Annotated in this window: 11 protein-coding genes; 3 read left to right on the top strand and 8 right to left on the bottom strand. The window is 44.1% G+C overall.

Annotated elements, in window-relative coordinates; translation table 11 throughout:
• The first annotated feature begins 60 nt into the window (after positions 1-60).
• Positions 61-4,539, top strand: a complete 4,479-nt coding sequence (locus DQW11_RS03565; protein WP_113922614.1) for an HYR domain-containing protein — start codon at positions 61-63, stop codon at positions 4,537-4,539.
• A gap of 1,133 nt (positions 4,540-5,672) precedes the next feature.
• Here DQW11_RS03565 and DQW11_RS03555 read toward each other — a convergent pair.
• A complete protein-coding gene (locus DQW11_RS03555; RefSeq protein ID WP_113922612.1) occupies positions 5,673-6,881 on the bottom strand; it encodes an acyl-CoA dehydrogenase family protein in 1,209 nt (402 codons plus the stop codon).
• Between the two features lie 116 nt (positions 6,882-6,997).
• On the opposite strand from DQW11_RS03555, the gene DQW11_RS03550 reads away from it, so the two are divergent.
• Positions 6,998-7,957, top strand: a complete 960-nt coding sequence (locus DQW11_RS03550; protein ID WP_113922611.1) for a tryptophan 2,3-dioxygenase family protein — start codon at positions 6,998-7,000, stop codon at positions 7,955-7,957.
• Between the two features lie 252 nt (positions 7,958-8,209).
• On the top strand, positions 8,210-9,790 hold the full coding sequence (locus DQW11_RS03545; RefSeq protein ID WP_113922610.1) for an NAD(P)/FAD-dependent oxidoreductase: 1,581 nt from the start codon (positions 8,210-8,212) through the stop codon (positions 9,788-9,790).
• A gap of 210 nt (positions 9,791-10,000) precedes the next feature.
• Here the strand turns inward: DQW11_RS03545 and DQW11_RS03540 are convergent, their stop codons facing one another.
• The 7 genes from DQW11_RS03540 to DQW11_RS03505 all read right to left on the bottom strand — a co-directional run bounded on the left by DQW11_RS03540 (position 10,001) and on the right by DQW11_RS03505 (position 17,029).
• Complete coding sequence (locus DQW11_RS03540) at positions 10,001-10,435, bottom strand: hypothetical protein (protein WP_113922609.1); 435 nt, start codon at positions 10,433-10,435, stop codon at positions 10,001-10,003.
• Between the two features lie 568 nt (positions 10,436-11,003).
• Positions 11,004-12,185, bottom strand: coding sequence for a class I SAM-dependent rRNA methyltransferase (locus DQW11_RS03530; RefSeq protein WP_113922607.1), 1,182 nt, complete (start codon positions 12,183-12,185; stop codon positions 11,004-11,006).
• Positions 12,154-13,563 (bottom strand): sodium:solute symporter family protein, encoded by a 1,410-nt coding sequence (locus DQW11_RS03525; RefSeq protein ID WP_113922606.1) that lies wholly within the window; start codon positions 13,561-13,563, stop codon positions 12,154-12,156. The genes DQW11_RS03530 and DQW11_RS03525 overlap by 32 nt, the downstream gene beginning before the upstream one ends.
• Before the next feature lie 187 nt (positions 13,564-13,750).
• Complete coding sequence (locus tag DQW11_RS03520) at positions 13,751-15,364, bottom strand: ABC-F family ATP-binding cassette domain-containing protein (protein ID WP_113922605.1); 1,614 nt, start codon at positions 15,362-15,364, stop codon at positions 13,751-13,753.
• Between the two features lie 191 nt (positions 15,365-15,555).
• Positions 15,556-15,870, bottom strand: a complete 315-nt coding sequence (locus tag DQW11_RS03515; protein WP_113922604.1) for a type II toxin-antitoxin system RelE/ParE family toxin — start codon at positions 15,868-15,870, stop codon at positions 15,556-15,558.
• A complete protein-coding gene (locus tag DQW11_RS03510) occupies positions 15,852-16,094 on the bottom strand; it encodes a hypothetical protein (protein WP_113922603.1) in 243 nt (80 codons plus the stop codon). The genes DQW11_RS03515 and DQW11_RS03510 overlap by 19 nt, the downstream gene beginning before the upstream one ends.
• Positions 16,095-16,180: 86 nt before the next feature.
• Positions 16,181-17,029, bottom strand: a complete 849-nt coding sequence (locus DQW11_RS03505; RefSeq protein WP_113922602.1) for a hypothetical protein — start codon at positions 17,027-17,029, stop codon at positions 16,181-16,183.
• Between the last annotated feature and the right edge of the window lie 54 nt (positions 17,030-17,083).

Below are 17,083 nucleotides of genomic sequence, written 5' to 3'. Positions count from 1 at the left end.
ATAATAAGCTTTTGAAAAATTTAATTTTCCAAATACCCAAACCGCAAACTTTATCCCTTTATGAAAAAAAACTACTCTGATTTTTGCTTGATCCGGACATTCCGGAATATCCCATTTTGGATTGGAATTTTCTTGATCACCTTCTTCAGCATCGGGAGTGTTGGGGCACAAGATCTCTACTTTTATAGCGGGGGCGGAAAAATTCCTTTGATCGAAGACAGATCTTCCACGATTATCCAGTTTAATGAAAATGCGAATGTTCAGCGAACAATGGCCGGCATGCGGTCCTCGCAATCTTTGGAAAAAATCGAAGTTCAGCCAAACAAGAAGAGAGCAATTCTGAAGTTTGACGCCAGTCAAAATGTAACTTCAAGACAGTTAAACACCAATTATTTCTCTAATACCGGTGAGATAGAAAGCTCCGCTTTTGCATTTCAGGTGGAAGGTGGAATGCAGTTGTGGCCGACCAACAAAGTTTTGTTAAAATTGAAGCCTGGGAAATCTATTTCAGACCTGCAACAACTGATGAAGCAGTACCGGGCTGCTTATCTGAAGACCGACCATGAGATGGTGATCTTAAAGGTGGCAGATATGCAAAATACCCTGACCCTGTCCAACCTCATCTATGAAAGCGGCTTGGCAGCATGGTCACACCCTGATTTTTATGCTGAAATCGAGCATACAGACGAAAAAGATTTAGACAAAAAAGCAAATGGTTCTTCTGATAACCCACTTTTCGGTATTGAGGGCAATCCGCTCTTTCGCGAAACTTTTGTAGCCGATACTTACTTTTCTGACCAGTTTCAGATGCACAATACTGGGCAGTTGATCAATGGAGTTCCAGGACTGAATGATGCCGACTCCAATGCACTCGAGGCATGGGGTATCACTACAGGTTCTGCTGACATTATCGTAGCTGTGGTGGATACAGGGGTAGAGGAACACGAGGATTTAGGAAATGTGATCAATGGCTTTACACCTGCAAGGCCTTTGGAGAACGGAAGGCCTGGGAATAACCCTGCAGGATTAAATGAACACGGACAAGCTTGCGCAGGTATTGTTGCCGCCTCGCATAACGGTATAGGGGTCATGGGCGTCGCTCCCAATGTTAAAATCCAGCCCATCAACATATTCACAAGAGAAGAAGATGCTTCTGATTATGCTGCGGCTTACACTTGGGCTGCAGACAACGGTGCACATATTATCAGCAGTTCTTGGGGTTATAATGGTCAGCCTTGTAATTTTAAAATTGATGCCATTGACGCTGCTATTGAATATGCGGTCACCACAGGAAGGGGTGGAAAGGGATCTATATTGGTGTTTTGTTCAATGAATGAGGGAAGAAGCGATTGTGCTGCCTATCCATCTCGTAACCCTAATGTTATTGCAGTTGGTGCCTTTGGAAATAATGGCGTGATTGCGGCTTATAGCAATAAAGGTACAGCACTCGACTTGGCAGCGCCCTCCAGTGGCAATGGAAATGCAAGGGTAACCACCATAGACCTGACCGGTACTCCTGGATATAACAATGGGTTAAATCCAAATAACTACCCCAACGACAAATATACCAATTCATTTTCGGGTACCTCTGCAGCCTGCCCGGTAGTGAGCGGTGTGGCAGCCCTTGTACTTTCCGTTAATCCCGACCTGACAGACGCTGAAGTAAAAAACATATTGTATTCCTCTGCCATTGATATGGGAACTCTTGGGAGGGACAATAGCTTTGGTCATGGAAGAGTCAATGCATACGGGGCAGTCTTGTTGGCAGCTGACCCGAATAATACACCTCCGGTTGCCGTTTTTCAGGCCGACCCCATTTCAGGTGAATCCCCTCTTACAGTGAACTTTGATGCTTCAGGCTCAAGTGATGCAGAAAATGAAGAGCTGACTTACACCTGGGATTTTGGTGATGGGAGTGTTGGAACTGGTCAGAATACAAGCCATATTTACTTGGATCCTGGATTATTTAAACCAGTTTTGACAGTAAGTGATGGGATACGAATAGGCCAGGCGGCAGGGGAAATCAATGTAGCATGCCCCGGCGGTAGCATTTTGATAGAATTAGAGCTTATTCTTGATGATTATCCTAGTGAGGTAAGCTGGGAACTTAAGAATAAAGACGGTTCTGTTATCAGATCCGGAGGCGGGTATACCGGTTTTTTGGGTTCTATTAGAAAGGAGGAATTTTGCCTGCCCGCAGGATGTTATGATTTTGTTATTAGAGATAGCTTTGGGGACGGTGGAGGATCTTACAAACTCACCCAGGGAGGCCTTGTATTGGCGAGCAGTAATGGACAATATGGGTTCGGTGAAACAAAGGAAATTTGCCTTGATGGTGTCGCACCTGTGATCGCTGACTGCCCGACAGACATCACCGTTTCCAATGACGCGGACAGTTGTGAAGCCGCAGTTACCTGGACTGCACCAACAGCCTCGGATGACAAAGGTACAGTAAGCCTTACCAGCAACTTTGAGCCGGGTGCGGTATTCCCTGTGGGCACGACAGAAGTTACCTACACCGCTACCGATGCGGCAGGCAATCAGGCTACCTGTAGCTTTACCGTAACCGTTGAGGATACCCAAGATCCCATAATCTCCTGTCCTGCCAATGTCAGCGAAACAGTGGTTTTTGGAGTACCCGGCAAAATAATAACTTATACAACACCGACTTTCAGCGATAACTGTACAGGAGCAAAAATGGAATTGACAGCAGGTTTGGCAAGCGGAACAACTTTTCCTTTAGGGGAGACTACTGTTACCTACCTGGCAACAGATGCAGCAGGCAATACTGCCGAATGCAGCTTTACAGTGACAATCACAGAAGATCCTGATGCAGTAGACCCGGAAATCAGCGACTGTCCGACAGACATCACCGTATCCAACGATGCGGGTGACTGCAGTGCCGCAGTCAGTTGGACTGCTCCGACGGCGACCGACAACAGCGGTTCTATAGACTTCGTCAGCAACTTTGAGCCCGGTGCGGTATTCCCCGTGGGCACAACAGAAGTGACCTACACCGCTACCGATGCAGAAGGGAATCAGGTGACCTGTAGCTTTAAGGTAACGGTTGAGGATACCGAAGACCCTATAATCTCCTGTCCTGCCAATGTCAGCGAAACAGTGGTTTTTGGAGAAACAGGCAAAGTTATTACTTATGCCACGCCGACTTTCAGCGACAACTGTACAGGAGCAAGTATCGAACTGAAATCAGGTCTGGCAAGCGGAGCAACTTTCCCTATAGGGGCAACTACCGTTACCTACGTGGCAACAGATGCAGCAGGCAATACCGCCGAATGCAGCTTTACAGTGACAATCACGGAAGATGCTGATGCGGTAGACCCAATAATCAGCAACTGTCCGACAGACATCACCGTGTCCAACGATCCGGGGGACTGCAGTGCGGCAGTTACTTGGACTGCTCCGACTGCGACCGACAACAGCGGCTCTGTAGACTTAGTCAGTAACTTTGAGTCAGGTGCAGTATTCCCCGTGGGTACAACAAAAGTAACCTACACAGCTACCGACGCAGCAGGCAATCAGGTGACCTGTAGCTTTGATGTAACTGTAGCAGATGATGAATTGCCGGTGATAGGATCAGTATCTGATATCAGTGTAACCGTACCGTCAGGTCAGACAGTCACCAGTGTGTCGGTTCCTCTGCCTTCGGTATCTGACAACTGTTCTGCCACCGTCACAGGAGTAAGGAGTGACGGCAAGCCTCTGACTGATCCCTATCCGGTCGGGCAGACCACCATCACATGGTCAGCGGAGGATCCTTCCGGAAATGATGCTGCGGTAGTGATCCAGAAAGTGACGGTCACCCAAAGTGCACCTTCATTAGCCATTACCAGCTTTACTTTGATCAATTCCCGAACGGATGTTGATATGTTTACTCTGACAAACGGGATGCAGATCAACCAGAATCAGGTACAGGGGTTGAACCTTAACATCAGGGCTAATACCAATCCATCAGTGGTGGGAAGTGTTTTCATCACGATCTCCGGACCTTTAAATCGTACCATCACGGAAAATGTTGCACCATATGCATTGTTCGGTGATACCAACGGCAATTACTCGGGAAGGTCATTGCCTGCAGGGACCTATACGGTTACGGCGAGGGCATTTTCTATGACAAAAAGAAGAGGGACGGCCGGTACGGTAAGTACCATTACTTTCACGATTCTGAAAAATAATTTATTCAGAATGGCAAATGAGGAGGGCAACGTGGAAAATGAAGTCACGGAGAAGGAAAGACCAACCATGGAAGTCATGAGTGAACCTTCTCTGAAAGCTTTCCCTAACCCTGTGAAAGATGGAAGGGTGAGTATTGTGGACAGCAGGTTCCAGGAGGGAATGGTGAAATATGTCCTATACAGCATCAACGGTGCGAAGCTTACCGAAGGTCAGGCAGAAATCGGTGCAGGAAAAACCATCAGTCTGGATTTCTCAGGGTCTGCCAAACAGGCAGGGATGTATATCCTGATCCTGGATTATAACAATTACCTTGCTCCGCAGCGTTTGCAGTTGATATTTGAATAATGCTGAATGCCGGTGAAAACCGGTGAACTGAGAATACAAATTGAATAAGAACCTGGATAAATTTTACCGGCCAACCGTCGGTAAGGTTTGTTCAGGTTCTTTTTTTTCTTCCTAAAGCATCATGTCAGATAAAGTATTCGGAAGGGAATGAATTCTCAAGAGCTGAAGTAAAGGTGTTTTATGATTTTTGTTTTGGAATGACAGCTAGATCTTCGTTTAGGGACAAATTGAATTATTAAAAATCACCAAAATCATTTTTTGAGTTTTCATTTTTTGCCAAACAAAGACCTTTGTTTAGTCTTTGGGATGTCAAAGGTTGGGTAACTTTATTGTACAAAATCAAATTCTTTATTTGAGTTTGATGATTTGTGGCTTTTCCCTTTGTATTCCCCAAAACTGAATACCGATGAAAACTTCTTTTGGGAATTTATTTCCGTTTTCCGAGTTTTTTAGTGTTTCATGCATCTCCTTTAATTTCCTCTTTAAGTCTTATATTAGTTAATTTTCCTCCATTTGATTTAACCATTTTCTCCCCATTCCCTACCAGTTTCTAATCCAAAGCAGCATTTTGCAAAACGTGACTGGCTAAAGAATGGGATTTGAAATAGCTTTTACGAACAAAGAGAAGCGGAATGTTCTCTAGGTTTAAATTCAACTCCAATACTGTTCTGCCGGGTACTTGGAAAAAAACTAACGGTAGCTTTTTTATAAAAACTATAAGAACCCCTTTCGGAGATATCCGGAAGGGGATTTTTTTGTATCTCCAAATTAGTCGATAAAATTACTCACTACAGAGGGCTCAGAGACTTCAGAGGGTAAATTGAGATTTTTGGACTTAAAAAAGGGAGGGTTTTTTCTCTGTGAGCTCAGTGCCCTCAGTGGTAATATTTCTTTTGCGCCTATGCGTCTTTGCGTGAACCAATTTCCCCAATCTTTGAACCTTTTCCTTTGCGCCTCCGTGACTTGGTGGGAAACCATTTCAGGAAACCTTTTCTTTGCGTTTCAGCACCTGTGCGGGAAACAATTTTTACAAACCTTGAAAAACCTTTTCCTTTGTGCCTTCGTGACTTCGTGGGAAACAATATCCGGAAACCTATTTCTTTGCGTTTTAGCGCCTTTGCGGGAAATAAACCCTATTTAAACGCCGCTATCCCCGTAATCTCATGCCCCAAGATCAGCAAATGAATATCGTGTGTCCCTTCGTAAGTGACCACCGACTCAAGATTCATCATGTGGCGCATGATCGGGTATTCTCCGGTGATGCCCATGCCGCCGTGGATCTGACGGGCTTCGCGTGCGATCTCCAATGCCATGGCAACATTGTTTCTTTTTGCCAATGAAATATGTGCGGTCGTGGCTTTGCCCTCATTCATCATTTTGCCGAGTTTCCAGACCAATAACTGCGCCTTGGTGATTTCGGTCAACATCTCTGCAAGTTTCTTTTGGATCAATTGGAAGGAAGCAATCGGCTTGTCAAACTGTATCCTTTCCATCGCATACCTTCTAGCCGAATCGTAGCAATCCATCGCTGCACCCAATGCTCCCCAAGCGATGCCATACCTTGCCGAATCCAGGCACATCAATGGCGCACCCAATCCGGATTTGTTTGGCAGGATATTTTCTTTCGGAACTTTCACATTGTCAAAAACCAATTCTCCGGTGCAGGAAGCCCGCAATGACCATTTGTTATGGGTCTCCGGTGTAGTGAATCCTTCCATCCCTCTTTCTACAATCAGGCCGTGGATTCTTCCGGATTCATCTTTTGCCCAAACGACCGCGATGTCTGCTTTTGGTGAATTGGAAATCCACATTTTGGCACCGTTGAGGAGGTAATGGTCTCCCATATCCTTGAAGTTGGTCTTCATTCCACTCGGGTTAGAACCGTGATCTGGCTCTGTCAGTCCAAAACAGCCAAGCATCTCGCCTGAAGCAAGTTTGGGAAGATATTTCATTCTTTGGGCTTCAGAACCGAATTTATAGATCGGGTACATCACCAAAGAACCCTGAACAGAAGCCGTAGACCGCATGCCTGAGTCACCTCTCTCGATCTCCTGCATGATGATGCCGTAAGAGATATAATCAAGCCCGCCGCCGCCGTATGCCTCGGGAATCTGTGGGCCAAAAGCACCCACATCTCCGAATTTCCTGACGATTTCATAAGGAAAATGGGCTCTTTGTGCCCAATCTTCTATATATGGACTGATTTCTTTTTTGACAAAATCCCTGATGGATGAACGGATGAGAAGATGCTCTTCGGTCAACAAGTCATCGACCTGATAAAAATCAGCACCTTCATAAAGGTCCTGTTTCAAAGATTTGTGTGCGGTGGCGGTATGCTCCATGACTCTTTTGGTTTATTGCTATTTAAAACGGATTTTTGCAGCGTATTGCTCAAATCCTGCCTGAAATAAATAAGAAGGCCGATAAAAAACTACCTAATTGAACAAAAAATTAGCACATGAGCCCAGCCCAGACCCAAAAAGACATTTTAGATAAAATAGAGCTGCTTCAGCAAAAATTCAAAGCTTCGGGTCAGGACCTGTCCCACTACCTTGAGGGCTTGTTGTACGCGGATTATTTGACATATTGGGATTACATTAATCTTGATATTCTGTTGTCTCTGCAGCAACCCAGAACTTCCTTCAAGGATGAGAAAATCTTCATTATGTACCATCAGATCACGGAGCTTTATTTCAAGCTGATCATTTGGGAACTTGAACAGATTGCCGAAAAAGAACCTTTGGAGGGGAAGTTTTTCAAAGAGAGATTGGAGCGGGTCAATATGTATTTTGACCAGTTGATTTCTTCTTTTGCGGTGATGTGGAAAGGGATGGAAAAGGAGCAGTTTCTCAAGTTCAGGATGTCTTTGTTGCCTTCCAGCGGTTTTCAAAGTGCACAATATCGGGTGATTGAAATCCTGGCCTGTGATGCCCAACAATTGCTGTTTGTGGATATTAGGGAAAAGATGCAGGTCGAGCAAAATGCCGATGTTTTGTTCGAAAATCTCTATTGGCAACATGGTGCTGTGGAGTTGGCCACGGGCGAAAAAACATTGACCTTAAAAACCTTTGAAGCCAAATACGGAAAAAGGTTGAAGGAATTCATTGCAAATTACAAGAACAATAATATCTGGAGAAAATACCTTGCCTGTACAGACAAAGACGAGGAATTGACCAAGCTGATGAAAGATTTTGACCTGAAGGCAAATTTCTTTTGGCCATTGGCGCATTACAAATCGGCGGTGAGATACCTCCATCGCGACCCTGTCGATATCGCCGCTACAGGTGGTACCAATTGGCAGAAATACTTACCGCCACGCTTTCAGAAAGTCATTTTCTACCCGGAGCTTTGGACAGAAAAAGAAAAAGAGGAGTGGGGCAAAGGATGGGTGGTCAAGGAGGTTTTTGGAGAAGAATAAAACGAAGTACGAAGTACGAGGGTGGAAGTTTGGAAGTTGGACGGTTTGGTAAGAGGTGAAAGGTAAGAGGTAAATCTCCCACCCGATTCTTGTTTCTCGAATTTTGGCTCTGGCTTCTTGATTCTTTTGGACCATGAGCGAAGTCGAAGGACTCGTCTCAAGTCTCGCATCTCACGTCTCAAATCTCAAATCCCAAATCTCATATCTCACGTCTCATATCTCATATCTATTTAAGGATAAATACCTTACAAAATGAAAAAAGAAATTTTACTTCAATTGTCCCCACAGGAAGCTTATGACGAGGAGGTTTTTAGGGAAACGGCGCTAAAGAGAGCGGGAATTTCTGCAGAACAGCCTAATGCTTATGCCCGTCAGGTCAAGCGCTCCATAGATGCACGGGGAAGGCAAGTCAGGGTGAATGTGACAGCCGAGGTATTTGTCAATGAAGCCCCAACGCCACTCCTAACAACTCCCAAAGCTTACCAAAATGTGAGCAATGCAAAACCTGTTATCATAGTCGGGGCAGGACCGGCAGGACTTTTTGCAGCTTTGAGAGCAATTGAATTGGGTGTGAAACCTATCCTCATCGAACGGGGCAAGGATGTCAGAGCCCGGAGAAGGGATATCGCCGCCATCAACAAAGACCATATCGTCAACCCTGAATCCAATTATTGTTTTGGAGAAGGTGGGGCAGGCACTTACTCTGACGGCAAGCTTTACACCCGTTCCAAAAAGCGAGGGGACATCCGAAGGATCATGGAAATATTGGTTGCCCATGGTGCCACGGAAGATATCCTGGTCGATGCACATCCCCATATCGGTACCAATAAATTACCCATTTTAGTGGCCGAACTGCGAAAGAGCATCCTTGACGCAGGAGGGGAGATTCTGTTCGAAACGAAAGTGACTGACCTGATTTTGGACAGCAATGAAATCAAGGGAATCACCACACATACCGGAGAAAGGATTTTAGGAAAAGGGGTAATTCTTGCCACGGGACATTCTGCCAGGGATATTTTTCATTTGCTCCATTCCAAAAAAATTTTGATCGAGGCCAAGCCATTTGCCTTAGGGGTCAGGGTCGAGCACAGCCAAAACCTGATCGACCGTATCCAATACCACTGTGAAGTTGACCGCGGTCCATACCTGCCCGCATCATCCTACGCTTTGGTCAATCAGACCATTTTCAAAGGAAGGCAGCGGGGCGTTTTTTCTTTTTGTATGTGTCCGGGTGGATTTATCGTGCCTGCGGCCACTTCTCCTGGCGAGATAGTCGTCAACGGCATGAGTCCGAGTAGGAGGGACAGCAAGTTTGCCAATTCAGGAATAGTCGTGGCCGTCGAATTGGAGGATTTGCCCCAATACCAGAAGTACGGACCATTGGCTGCGATGATGTTTCAGGCCGAAGTGGAGCAAAAAGCCTGGAAAGCATGCGGTGAAACGCAAACGGCTCCTGCACAACGATTGGTTGATTTTACGGAGAAAAAGGTCAGCAAAAGTTTATTGGCCACTTCCTACCAGCCGGGTTTGGAATCTGCGGATATGTATGAAGTTTTACCGGATTTTATTTCAGAAAGATTGAGACAGGGATTTATTGATTTTGGTAAAAAAATGAAAGGTTACCTGACCAACGACGCGCAGATTATTGGGGTGGAAAGCCGTACTTCCTCGCCTGTACGTATTCCGAGGGACAAAGAGAGTTTTGAGCATCCAATCATCAAAGGATTGTTTCCCTGTGGGGAGGGCGCAGGATATGCCGGAGGAATCGTATCCGCGGCTATGGATGGAGAGCGATGCGCTGAAAAATTGGTGGAAATGTATGTTTTGAAATAGTTCACAGACCAAAGTCCATAGTACATAGTTTTCAAGACCAAAATATCAGTCCTCAGTGGTCAGCCTAGTGCCAACTGACCACTGAATACTGTTTACTGAAAACTGCCTACTGAAAACTGCCCACTGAATACTGTTACTGAAAACTGCCCACTGAATACTGGGTACTGAATACTGTTTACTGAAAACTGCCCACTGGATACTGATTACTGATCAACCCAACCAGCTTGACCAAGGGATTCTTGACAGAATCAAAACCAATCCGATCGCATACATCATGTAAATGGAGCGGAAGCGGGCACGGCTTTCAGTCATTTTCTTGGCACGGATATATCCAACGGAGATGATGATAATCGCAAGGATATTGATTACCGGATGTTCCAAGGCAGTCAGTCTTGCAACTTTATCGGCCATGGCATTACCACTTGTCAACAATGAAAATCCAAGAGGACTTACAAAGTAGAGGATCAAGCCAACCAATAATTGGATATGGGCCAAGATGAAGCCGATCATGGCAATTTTTCTGTCCTTTTCGGTAAATTCCCTGCCGCCCAATGAGCCGATTAATGCGTAAATCATCACGATGACCAAAGCAGCCAAGGCCAGGTAAGCCAGACCGGAATGTAGATGTTGTAATCCTGTGTACATATTTCGTTTTTTATTTTTGTTTCAAATTAAGCCTAATTCCTATAATCCGGCAAATGCAGGGAATAAATAAGGATACTTTCTAAAATATTTACACGATTCAAAAGACTTCTCCCTATGGTCGAAGTGACAAGGATAGTTTTTTATATGCTTATGTTATCACAATCGGAATGTCTTTTTATCCATAACTTCCATTCTTCCATTCTTCCAACTTCCATACTTCCCAAAGACTTCTCCCTCTGGTCGAATTGACAAGGATAGGTTTTCTTTATTCTTGATATTTTTACAAGCTATACATTCAAATATCAACGAATTCTTTTTCTTTCTCTCATCCAAAACATCCGTCATCCGTCATCGGTCTTTTATTCCAACTTCCAACTTCCAAACTTCCTACTTCCTAAAGACTTCTCCCTCTGGTCGAAGTGACAAGGATAAGATTTCTTTATTCTTGACATTTTTACAAGCGATACATTCAAATATCAAAGAATTCTTTTTCTTTCTCTCATCCAAAACATCCGTCATTCGTCATCGGTCTTTTTTTACTTCGTACTTCCTACTTCGTACTTCCCCCTCAATCCACATAAACCACCAACCCCTTCAAATACTCCGTTTCCATATGGAAAATATTGATCGGGTGGTCGGCAGGTTGGGAAAGGTAATGGAGGATTTTGACATTCCTACCTGCTTCCATGGCTGCTGCTGTAATGGTATTGGCGAAAAGCTGTTTGTCCACTACCTGCGAACAGGAAAATGTAAAAAGGATTCCTCCCTTTTTGATATGCTTGAGCGCTTCGAGATTCAGCCTTTTGTAAGCCTGTACGGCATTGTGTTTGGCTTTTAGGTTTTTGGCAAAAGCAGGAGGATCAAGGACGATGATGTCAAAGTCGGGTTCGATTTCGCGGATGTACTTCACCACATCAGCGACGATGGATTGGTGTTTTCCTTCAAATCCTGCGTTCAAGGCCACATTTCGGTCTGTCAGTTCTATGGCTTTGGCCGAAATGTCCACCGAATGGACTTCCGATGCTCCGGCTTTCAGGGCCGAAACCGAGAACCCACCGGAATAACAAAAGGTGTTGAGTACTTTCTTCCCTTTGCTGTATTTGCCAAGCAAGAACCTGTTTTCTCTTTGGTCAACAAAAAAGCCTGTTTTCTGTCCTTTTTCCCAATCGATTTCATACTGACAGCCATATTCCACCACCATATTGGTATCGGGTTGACCAAAGACCACCCTGTTTTCAACCCCCAAATCCCTTGGTAAAGTCTCCGCGCTTTTGTCATAGACACATTGCAGTTTTGATCCCAATACAACCTGAAGAGCCTGACTGATTTCCTTCACGTGCCTATACATGCCGATATGATGGGTTTGGATGACAGCGGTGCCGTTGTAAAAATCAATGATCAACCCTGGCAGCCCGTCACTTTCACCATGAACCAACCGATAGACATTGGTTTCCGGATTGTCTGTCAGCCCGATCGCTTCACGCAGACGATAGGATTGGGCAAGTCTCTTTTTCCAAAACTCCAGGTCGATTATTTCCTCCTCGAAACTCACCATCCTGACCATGATCGAGCCGTATTGGAAATGGCCTACACCGAGAAGTTGGTCCTTATGGCTGTGAACCTGTACCAATTCTCCGTTTTTTAGGGCCTCATCTTTGGCTGCAATCGCCCCCGAAAAAATCCAATGGTGTTTCCTGAGACTTGAAATCTCTTTTCCTTTAAGGAGTTTGATGATGGGATAGGGGAGCATGGTATTTGTTTTTAGGGAAAATCAAAGTTCCCACAATCATGGCGACAGCGCTGACGCCCAAAGCCGGAATGTGGGTATAAATCGGTGATTCGAACATTTCCAACACAAGGTAAGCAATCATCCCAAAGACAATTGACATCAAAGCGCCCATTTCTGAGGCTTTTTTCCAATATAATCCTGCAGTAAGTGGTACAAACAAGGAGACCAACAACAGGATCGATGCTCCTGCCACAAGCTCATAAATATTGGTTTTCCATTGTGCCATGACAGTTGCGATCAGGGCAACGGCCACAATATTGCCCCGCAGGATCCAAAGAAAATATTTCTCTTTTAACCTTGATCCAAAATAGGGTTTGATGATGTTTTCTGATAAAATGGCGGAAGGGGCCAACAATCCCGAACTCGTCGTACTCATAATCGCAGAGATCAATGCTCCAAAAAACAGGATCTGAACATGCATCCCACTGTGCCGGAGGACCATTTCAGGGAGGAGAAGCTGTTTGTTTTCGAGGTAGATTTCGGGATAAAGAAATTTGGCACCAAGCGCAATGAATAAGGGCAAAAGACCAATCGTTACATAAAATCCCCCGGCAAGGTAGGTGGATTGGACGGCGACTTTTTCAGATTTGGAAGACATGACCCTTTGGTAAATGTCTTGACTCGGAATACTTCCCAAACCCAAAACCATCCAGGCGCCTAGATAATTGAGCCATGAAATCGGGTCGGGATTCGGTAAAAACTGGAAACTTCCATTAGGAGCAGATTCTAAAATCGGCATCACCCCTCCGGCTTTTTGGGCTACCAAAACAGCTACCCAAACCAAGCCCACCACGATCAGCGTCGTCTGAATGAAATCAGTAATCGATATCGCCCACATTCCTCCAAGGAAAGTATAAAAGACCACGACTACCGCACTGATGATAATTCCCTGCTGAATGGTCAAGTCGGTAACAGTTGTAAAAATCAAGGCCATAGCTACCAATTGTGCAGCCACGTACCCGAAGTAAACCGGGACCATAAAGACGGAGGCGAAAAACTCGACCCTTTTACCAAAGATTTTTTTATAAACATCACCCAAAGTCAGGACATTCATCCTGTACATCGGTCTCAAAAAGAAAGCTCCAAACAAAATCAGACAAAGTGCCCCTCCAAAAGGATCTTCAATTACGCCCTGCAAACCGGATTCGAGGTATTCGGAAGAAGCACCAAAGATGGTCTCCGATCCAAACCATGTCGCAAACAAAGCCGAGGCCGACAAAAAAAGAGGCAACTGCCTCCCTGCCAACACAAAGTCATTTGAGTTTTTGACCAGCTTCGATGACCAGGCACCTATCGCTACAGTGGCTAAGAGGTAGATGATGATAGCAATTACTAGCAACTTTGGCTATAAATTAATGGTGGTTTACTAAATTAGGATATAAATGGATACTGATTGATATAGGATATTGGGATTAGCCAGAACAAAATATCAATTAATATCCAATATCCATCAAATATCTTACTTTAGAAATACTCCTGTAATTTGGACCATCAAAGTCTCTCGTCTCACGTCTTGCGTCTCAAATCTATTTATACATCTTCGCCTGAAGCGCCTTTATTTCCTCTGATTCAAGGTAATCATCATAAGGCATCCTTCTGTCGATAGTACCTTTTGGGGTAAACTCGATGATCCTGTTGGCAGTGGACTGCACAAAGGCGTGGTCATAGGAGGTCATCAACACCGTTCCGTTGTAATCAATAATAGCGTTGTTGAATGCCGTGATGGATTCCAAGTCCAAGTGGTTGGTAGGTTCGTCCATGACGAGGAGATTTGGATTTTGGAGCATCATCCTGGAGATCATGCAGCGCACTTTTTCCCCACCGGAAAGCACTGCACATTTCTTGAGGGATTCTTCCCCTGTGAACAACATCCTTCCCAAGAAAGTCCTCACATACGCCTCCTCCTGATTGGCCGAATATTGCTTGAGCCAATCGATCAGGTTGAGGTCTGTCTGAAAAAACTTGGAGTTGTCATTTGGCAAATAGGCTTTGTTGATCGTCACGCCCCATTTGAAGCTTCCCTTTTGGGTAGGAATTTCTTCCATGATGGTCTGGAAAAACTTGGTGACGGCCTGCTTGGTCTTGGAGATAAACGCGATTTTGTCTCCTTTGTCAATCATCAGGTTCACATCCGTGAAATAGATTGCGTTGGCATCTCTCAATTCCAGACTTTCGGTCATAAAAATCTGATCTCCTGCTTCTCTTTCTGGTTTGAAGATGATGCCCGGATATTTCCTTGTTGAAGGCTGAATGTCGTCCACATTGAGTTTTTCGAGCATTTTCTTCCTGGAAGTTGCCTGCTTGGATTTGGAAACGTTGGCAGAGAAACGCAAGATAAACTCCTGCAATTCTTTTCTCTTTTCTTCGACCTTCTTGTTTTGATCCGACTTCTGCTTGGCGGCCAATTGGGAAGATTCGTACCAGAAGGTATAGTTACCGGAATAAATTCTGATTTTGCTGAAGTCGATGTCCACGATATGCGTAGAAACCGCATCGAGGAAGTGACGGTCGTGGGAAACGACGATCACGAGGTTTTTGAAATTCACCAAGAAATCCTCCAGCCAATTGATGGTCTGGGCATCAAGGTCGTTGGTAGGTTCATCGAGGATCAGGATATCAGGATTGCCAAAAAGCGCCTGTGCCAAGAGGACCCTTACCTTTTGGTTACCGGCAAGTTCCTTCATCTTCATGTAATGCAAGTCTTCACTGATGCCAAGACCTGAAAGTAGGGAAGCGGCATCGGATTCGGCATTCCAACCGTCCATTTCCGCAAACTCCGACTCAAGTTCGGAAGCTTTGATCCCGTCAGCCTCAGAAAAATCCTCCTTCAGGTAGATGGCGTCCTTTTCGGCCATGATGGCATAGAGTTTTTTGTGGCCCATGATGACAGCTTTCAGCACTTCTACCTCATCAAATTCAAAGTGGTTTTGCTTCAAAACGGCCATCCTTTGGCCCGGGGTGATATGTACCGAACCGGAAGTGCTGTCCTGATCTCCGGAGAGGATTTTCAAAAAAGTGGATTTTCCGGCACCGTTGGCACCGATGACACCGTAGCAGTTGCCGGGTGTGAATTTAAGGCTTACTTCATCAAATAAGGTTCTCTTGCCGAACTTGAGGGAGAGGTTATCTACAGTAATCATTTTTGGCTAAATTATTTCGAGGTGCAAAGATAGGTATTTCCCACAAAGGGTCTAAGGGAGAGGGGAGAATTGGTGGGAAATTAAAAAGTGGGGATTCTATCAATAATAAATTCAAAGTATAATGTGATTTCTGGTGAGAAGGAAAAAAAAGATAGATCATTACCGTCAATATCACAGTATAATGTGATTTATTATGTATTTTCTTTTAAAATTTCCAATAGTTTTTTCGGGTCTTGTCTGTTGTCCCAAAATGCGGTGATGATAATTTGATCGTCAGAAACTTTGTAAAAAATGCTGAAGTTACCCAAAGTTGCTACTCTTATGTCCTTAAAATCTGTTGACTTATAAATGAAAGGCGATGTGGCAATTTCTTTGGTTTTTTTATCAACCAATGTCAGTAGTTTCTTTGAATATGAATTTGATTTATTTCTTTTCACCCAATATTCTAGAACCCCAACAAATTGAACATCTGCTGTTCTCGTCCAGATTACAATTCGTTTAGCCATTCAAGATTTCGTTTGACCATTGCCTCCTGTGAAATCAATCTTCCATTTTCAATATCTCCTTCACTCATTTGTAGCATTTCCTTTTGATCTTTAGTTAATGAAACAATTTCCGATTGTGAGGTACTTGAAGAAATCAATTTGTCAAGAGCTTCAAGAAAGTCTTTGTCATTGATGGAAAGGATCTTATCAATCAATCCATTCCTGATTTTATCAACTGTTGCCATTTGTTTATTTTTTTATTTTCTAATATCCGAATTTAAATCCAGACGTTCGAATCATCAATAGGTTAATGAATGGAAAATTTAATTTCCTAATCTTTATCCCAATTCGAAACCCCATCCCCCAACCAAATCAATCCAAGGAAATATCCGATAATCGGAGAAATTCCATAACCCATCACCATCACTGGGAAGTTTCCAAAAAGGGTAGCCAACAGAATCATGGAGAAATACAAACCTAAACTGTAAGCCATTGTTCTGTTTTCTTTGCTGGCCAATACAAAAAACGGAAGGGGTAACAACACTAAAGAAAGCACTGAACAAATGCCAAAAACCCCGCTGATTTTCCAGGCTAGTGATAAGATATCTTCCACGTAACTGACAGCAGGCAAACTTTCCAATCTGTACCAAGCCATGGCGGAAGAACCAATAGCGGCGATCAAAATCAAGCCTTTGGTGATGTTGGAGCTATTTTTCCTGATTAGTAACATAACTGCAGCTGCTGAAAAAGCGGTTACCAATGAAGCATCGGGTTGAAAAAGGAAAATCAAAACTGAAAGTAAGGAAACCAAAAGGGCCATGATTTGATTTTCCATTTTATGAATCTGGATCAGAATCAAGGGACTTACGATCAAACCAATATTGACCTTAAAGTTCCCAATTATGACCCATCTGTGGACATCCTGGTAGCCATCATCCCAAAAAGTCAGCAGCAATAATAGTATCGATATCAGGATAATGGGGTAGGGGTTCACCTTTTTGAAAACCGGTCTAATCCTGAAGAACACCCATTGCAAAGCGATGCCCATAATGCCGAAACCAAAATTCATCATCCAAAAAGTTCTCGGAACCTCAGAAAAAGCCATGGTGTAGGTTCCAAGAAAGAGTGCCGGAAGAATTGCAAGAAATAGGAGATAGGAAGGGTAGATGGGTTTGGGCATTTTTTAAGTATCAATACATACAAAAACAATTTAACAGGATGTAATGGAAAACCC

This window comes from Cognataquiflexum aquatile (assembly GCF_003316845.1).
Lineage (GTDB): Bacteria > Bacteroidota > Bacteroidia > Cytophagales > Cyclobacteriaceae > Cognataquiflexum > Cognataquiflexum aquatile.
This window is presented reverse-complemented; position numbering and strand designations above follow the sequence as displayed.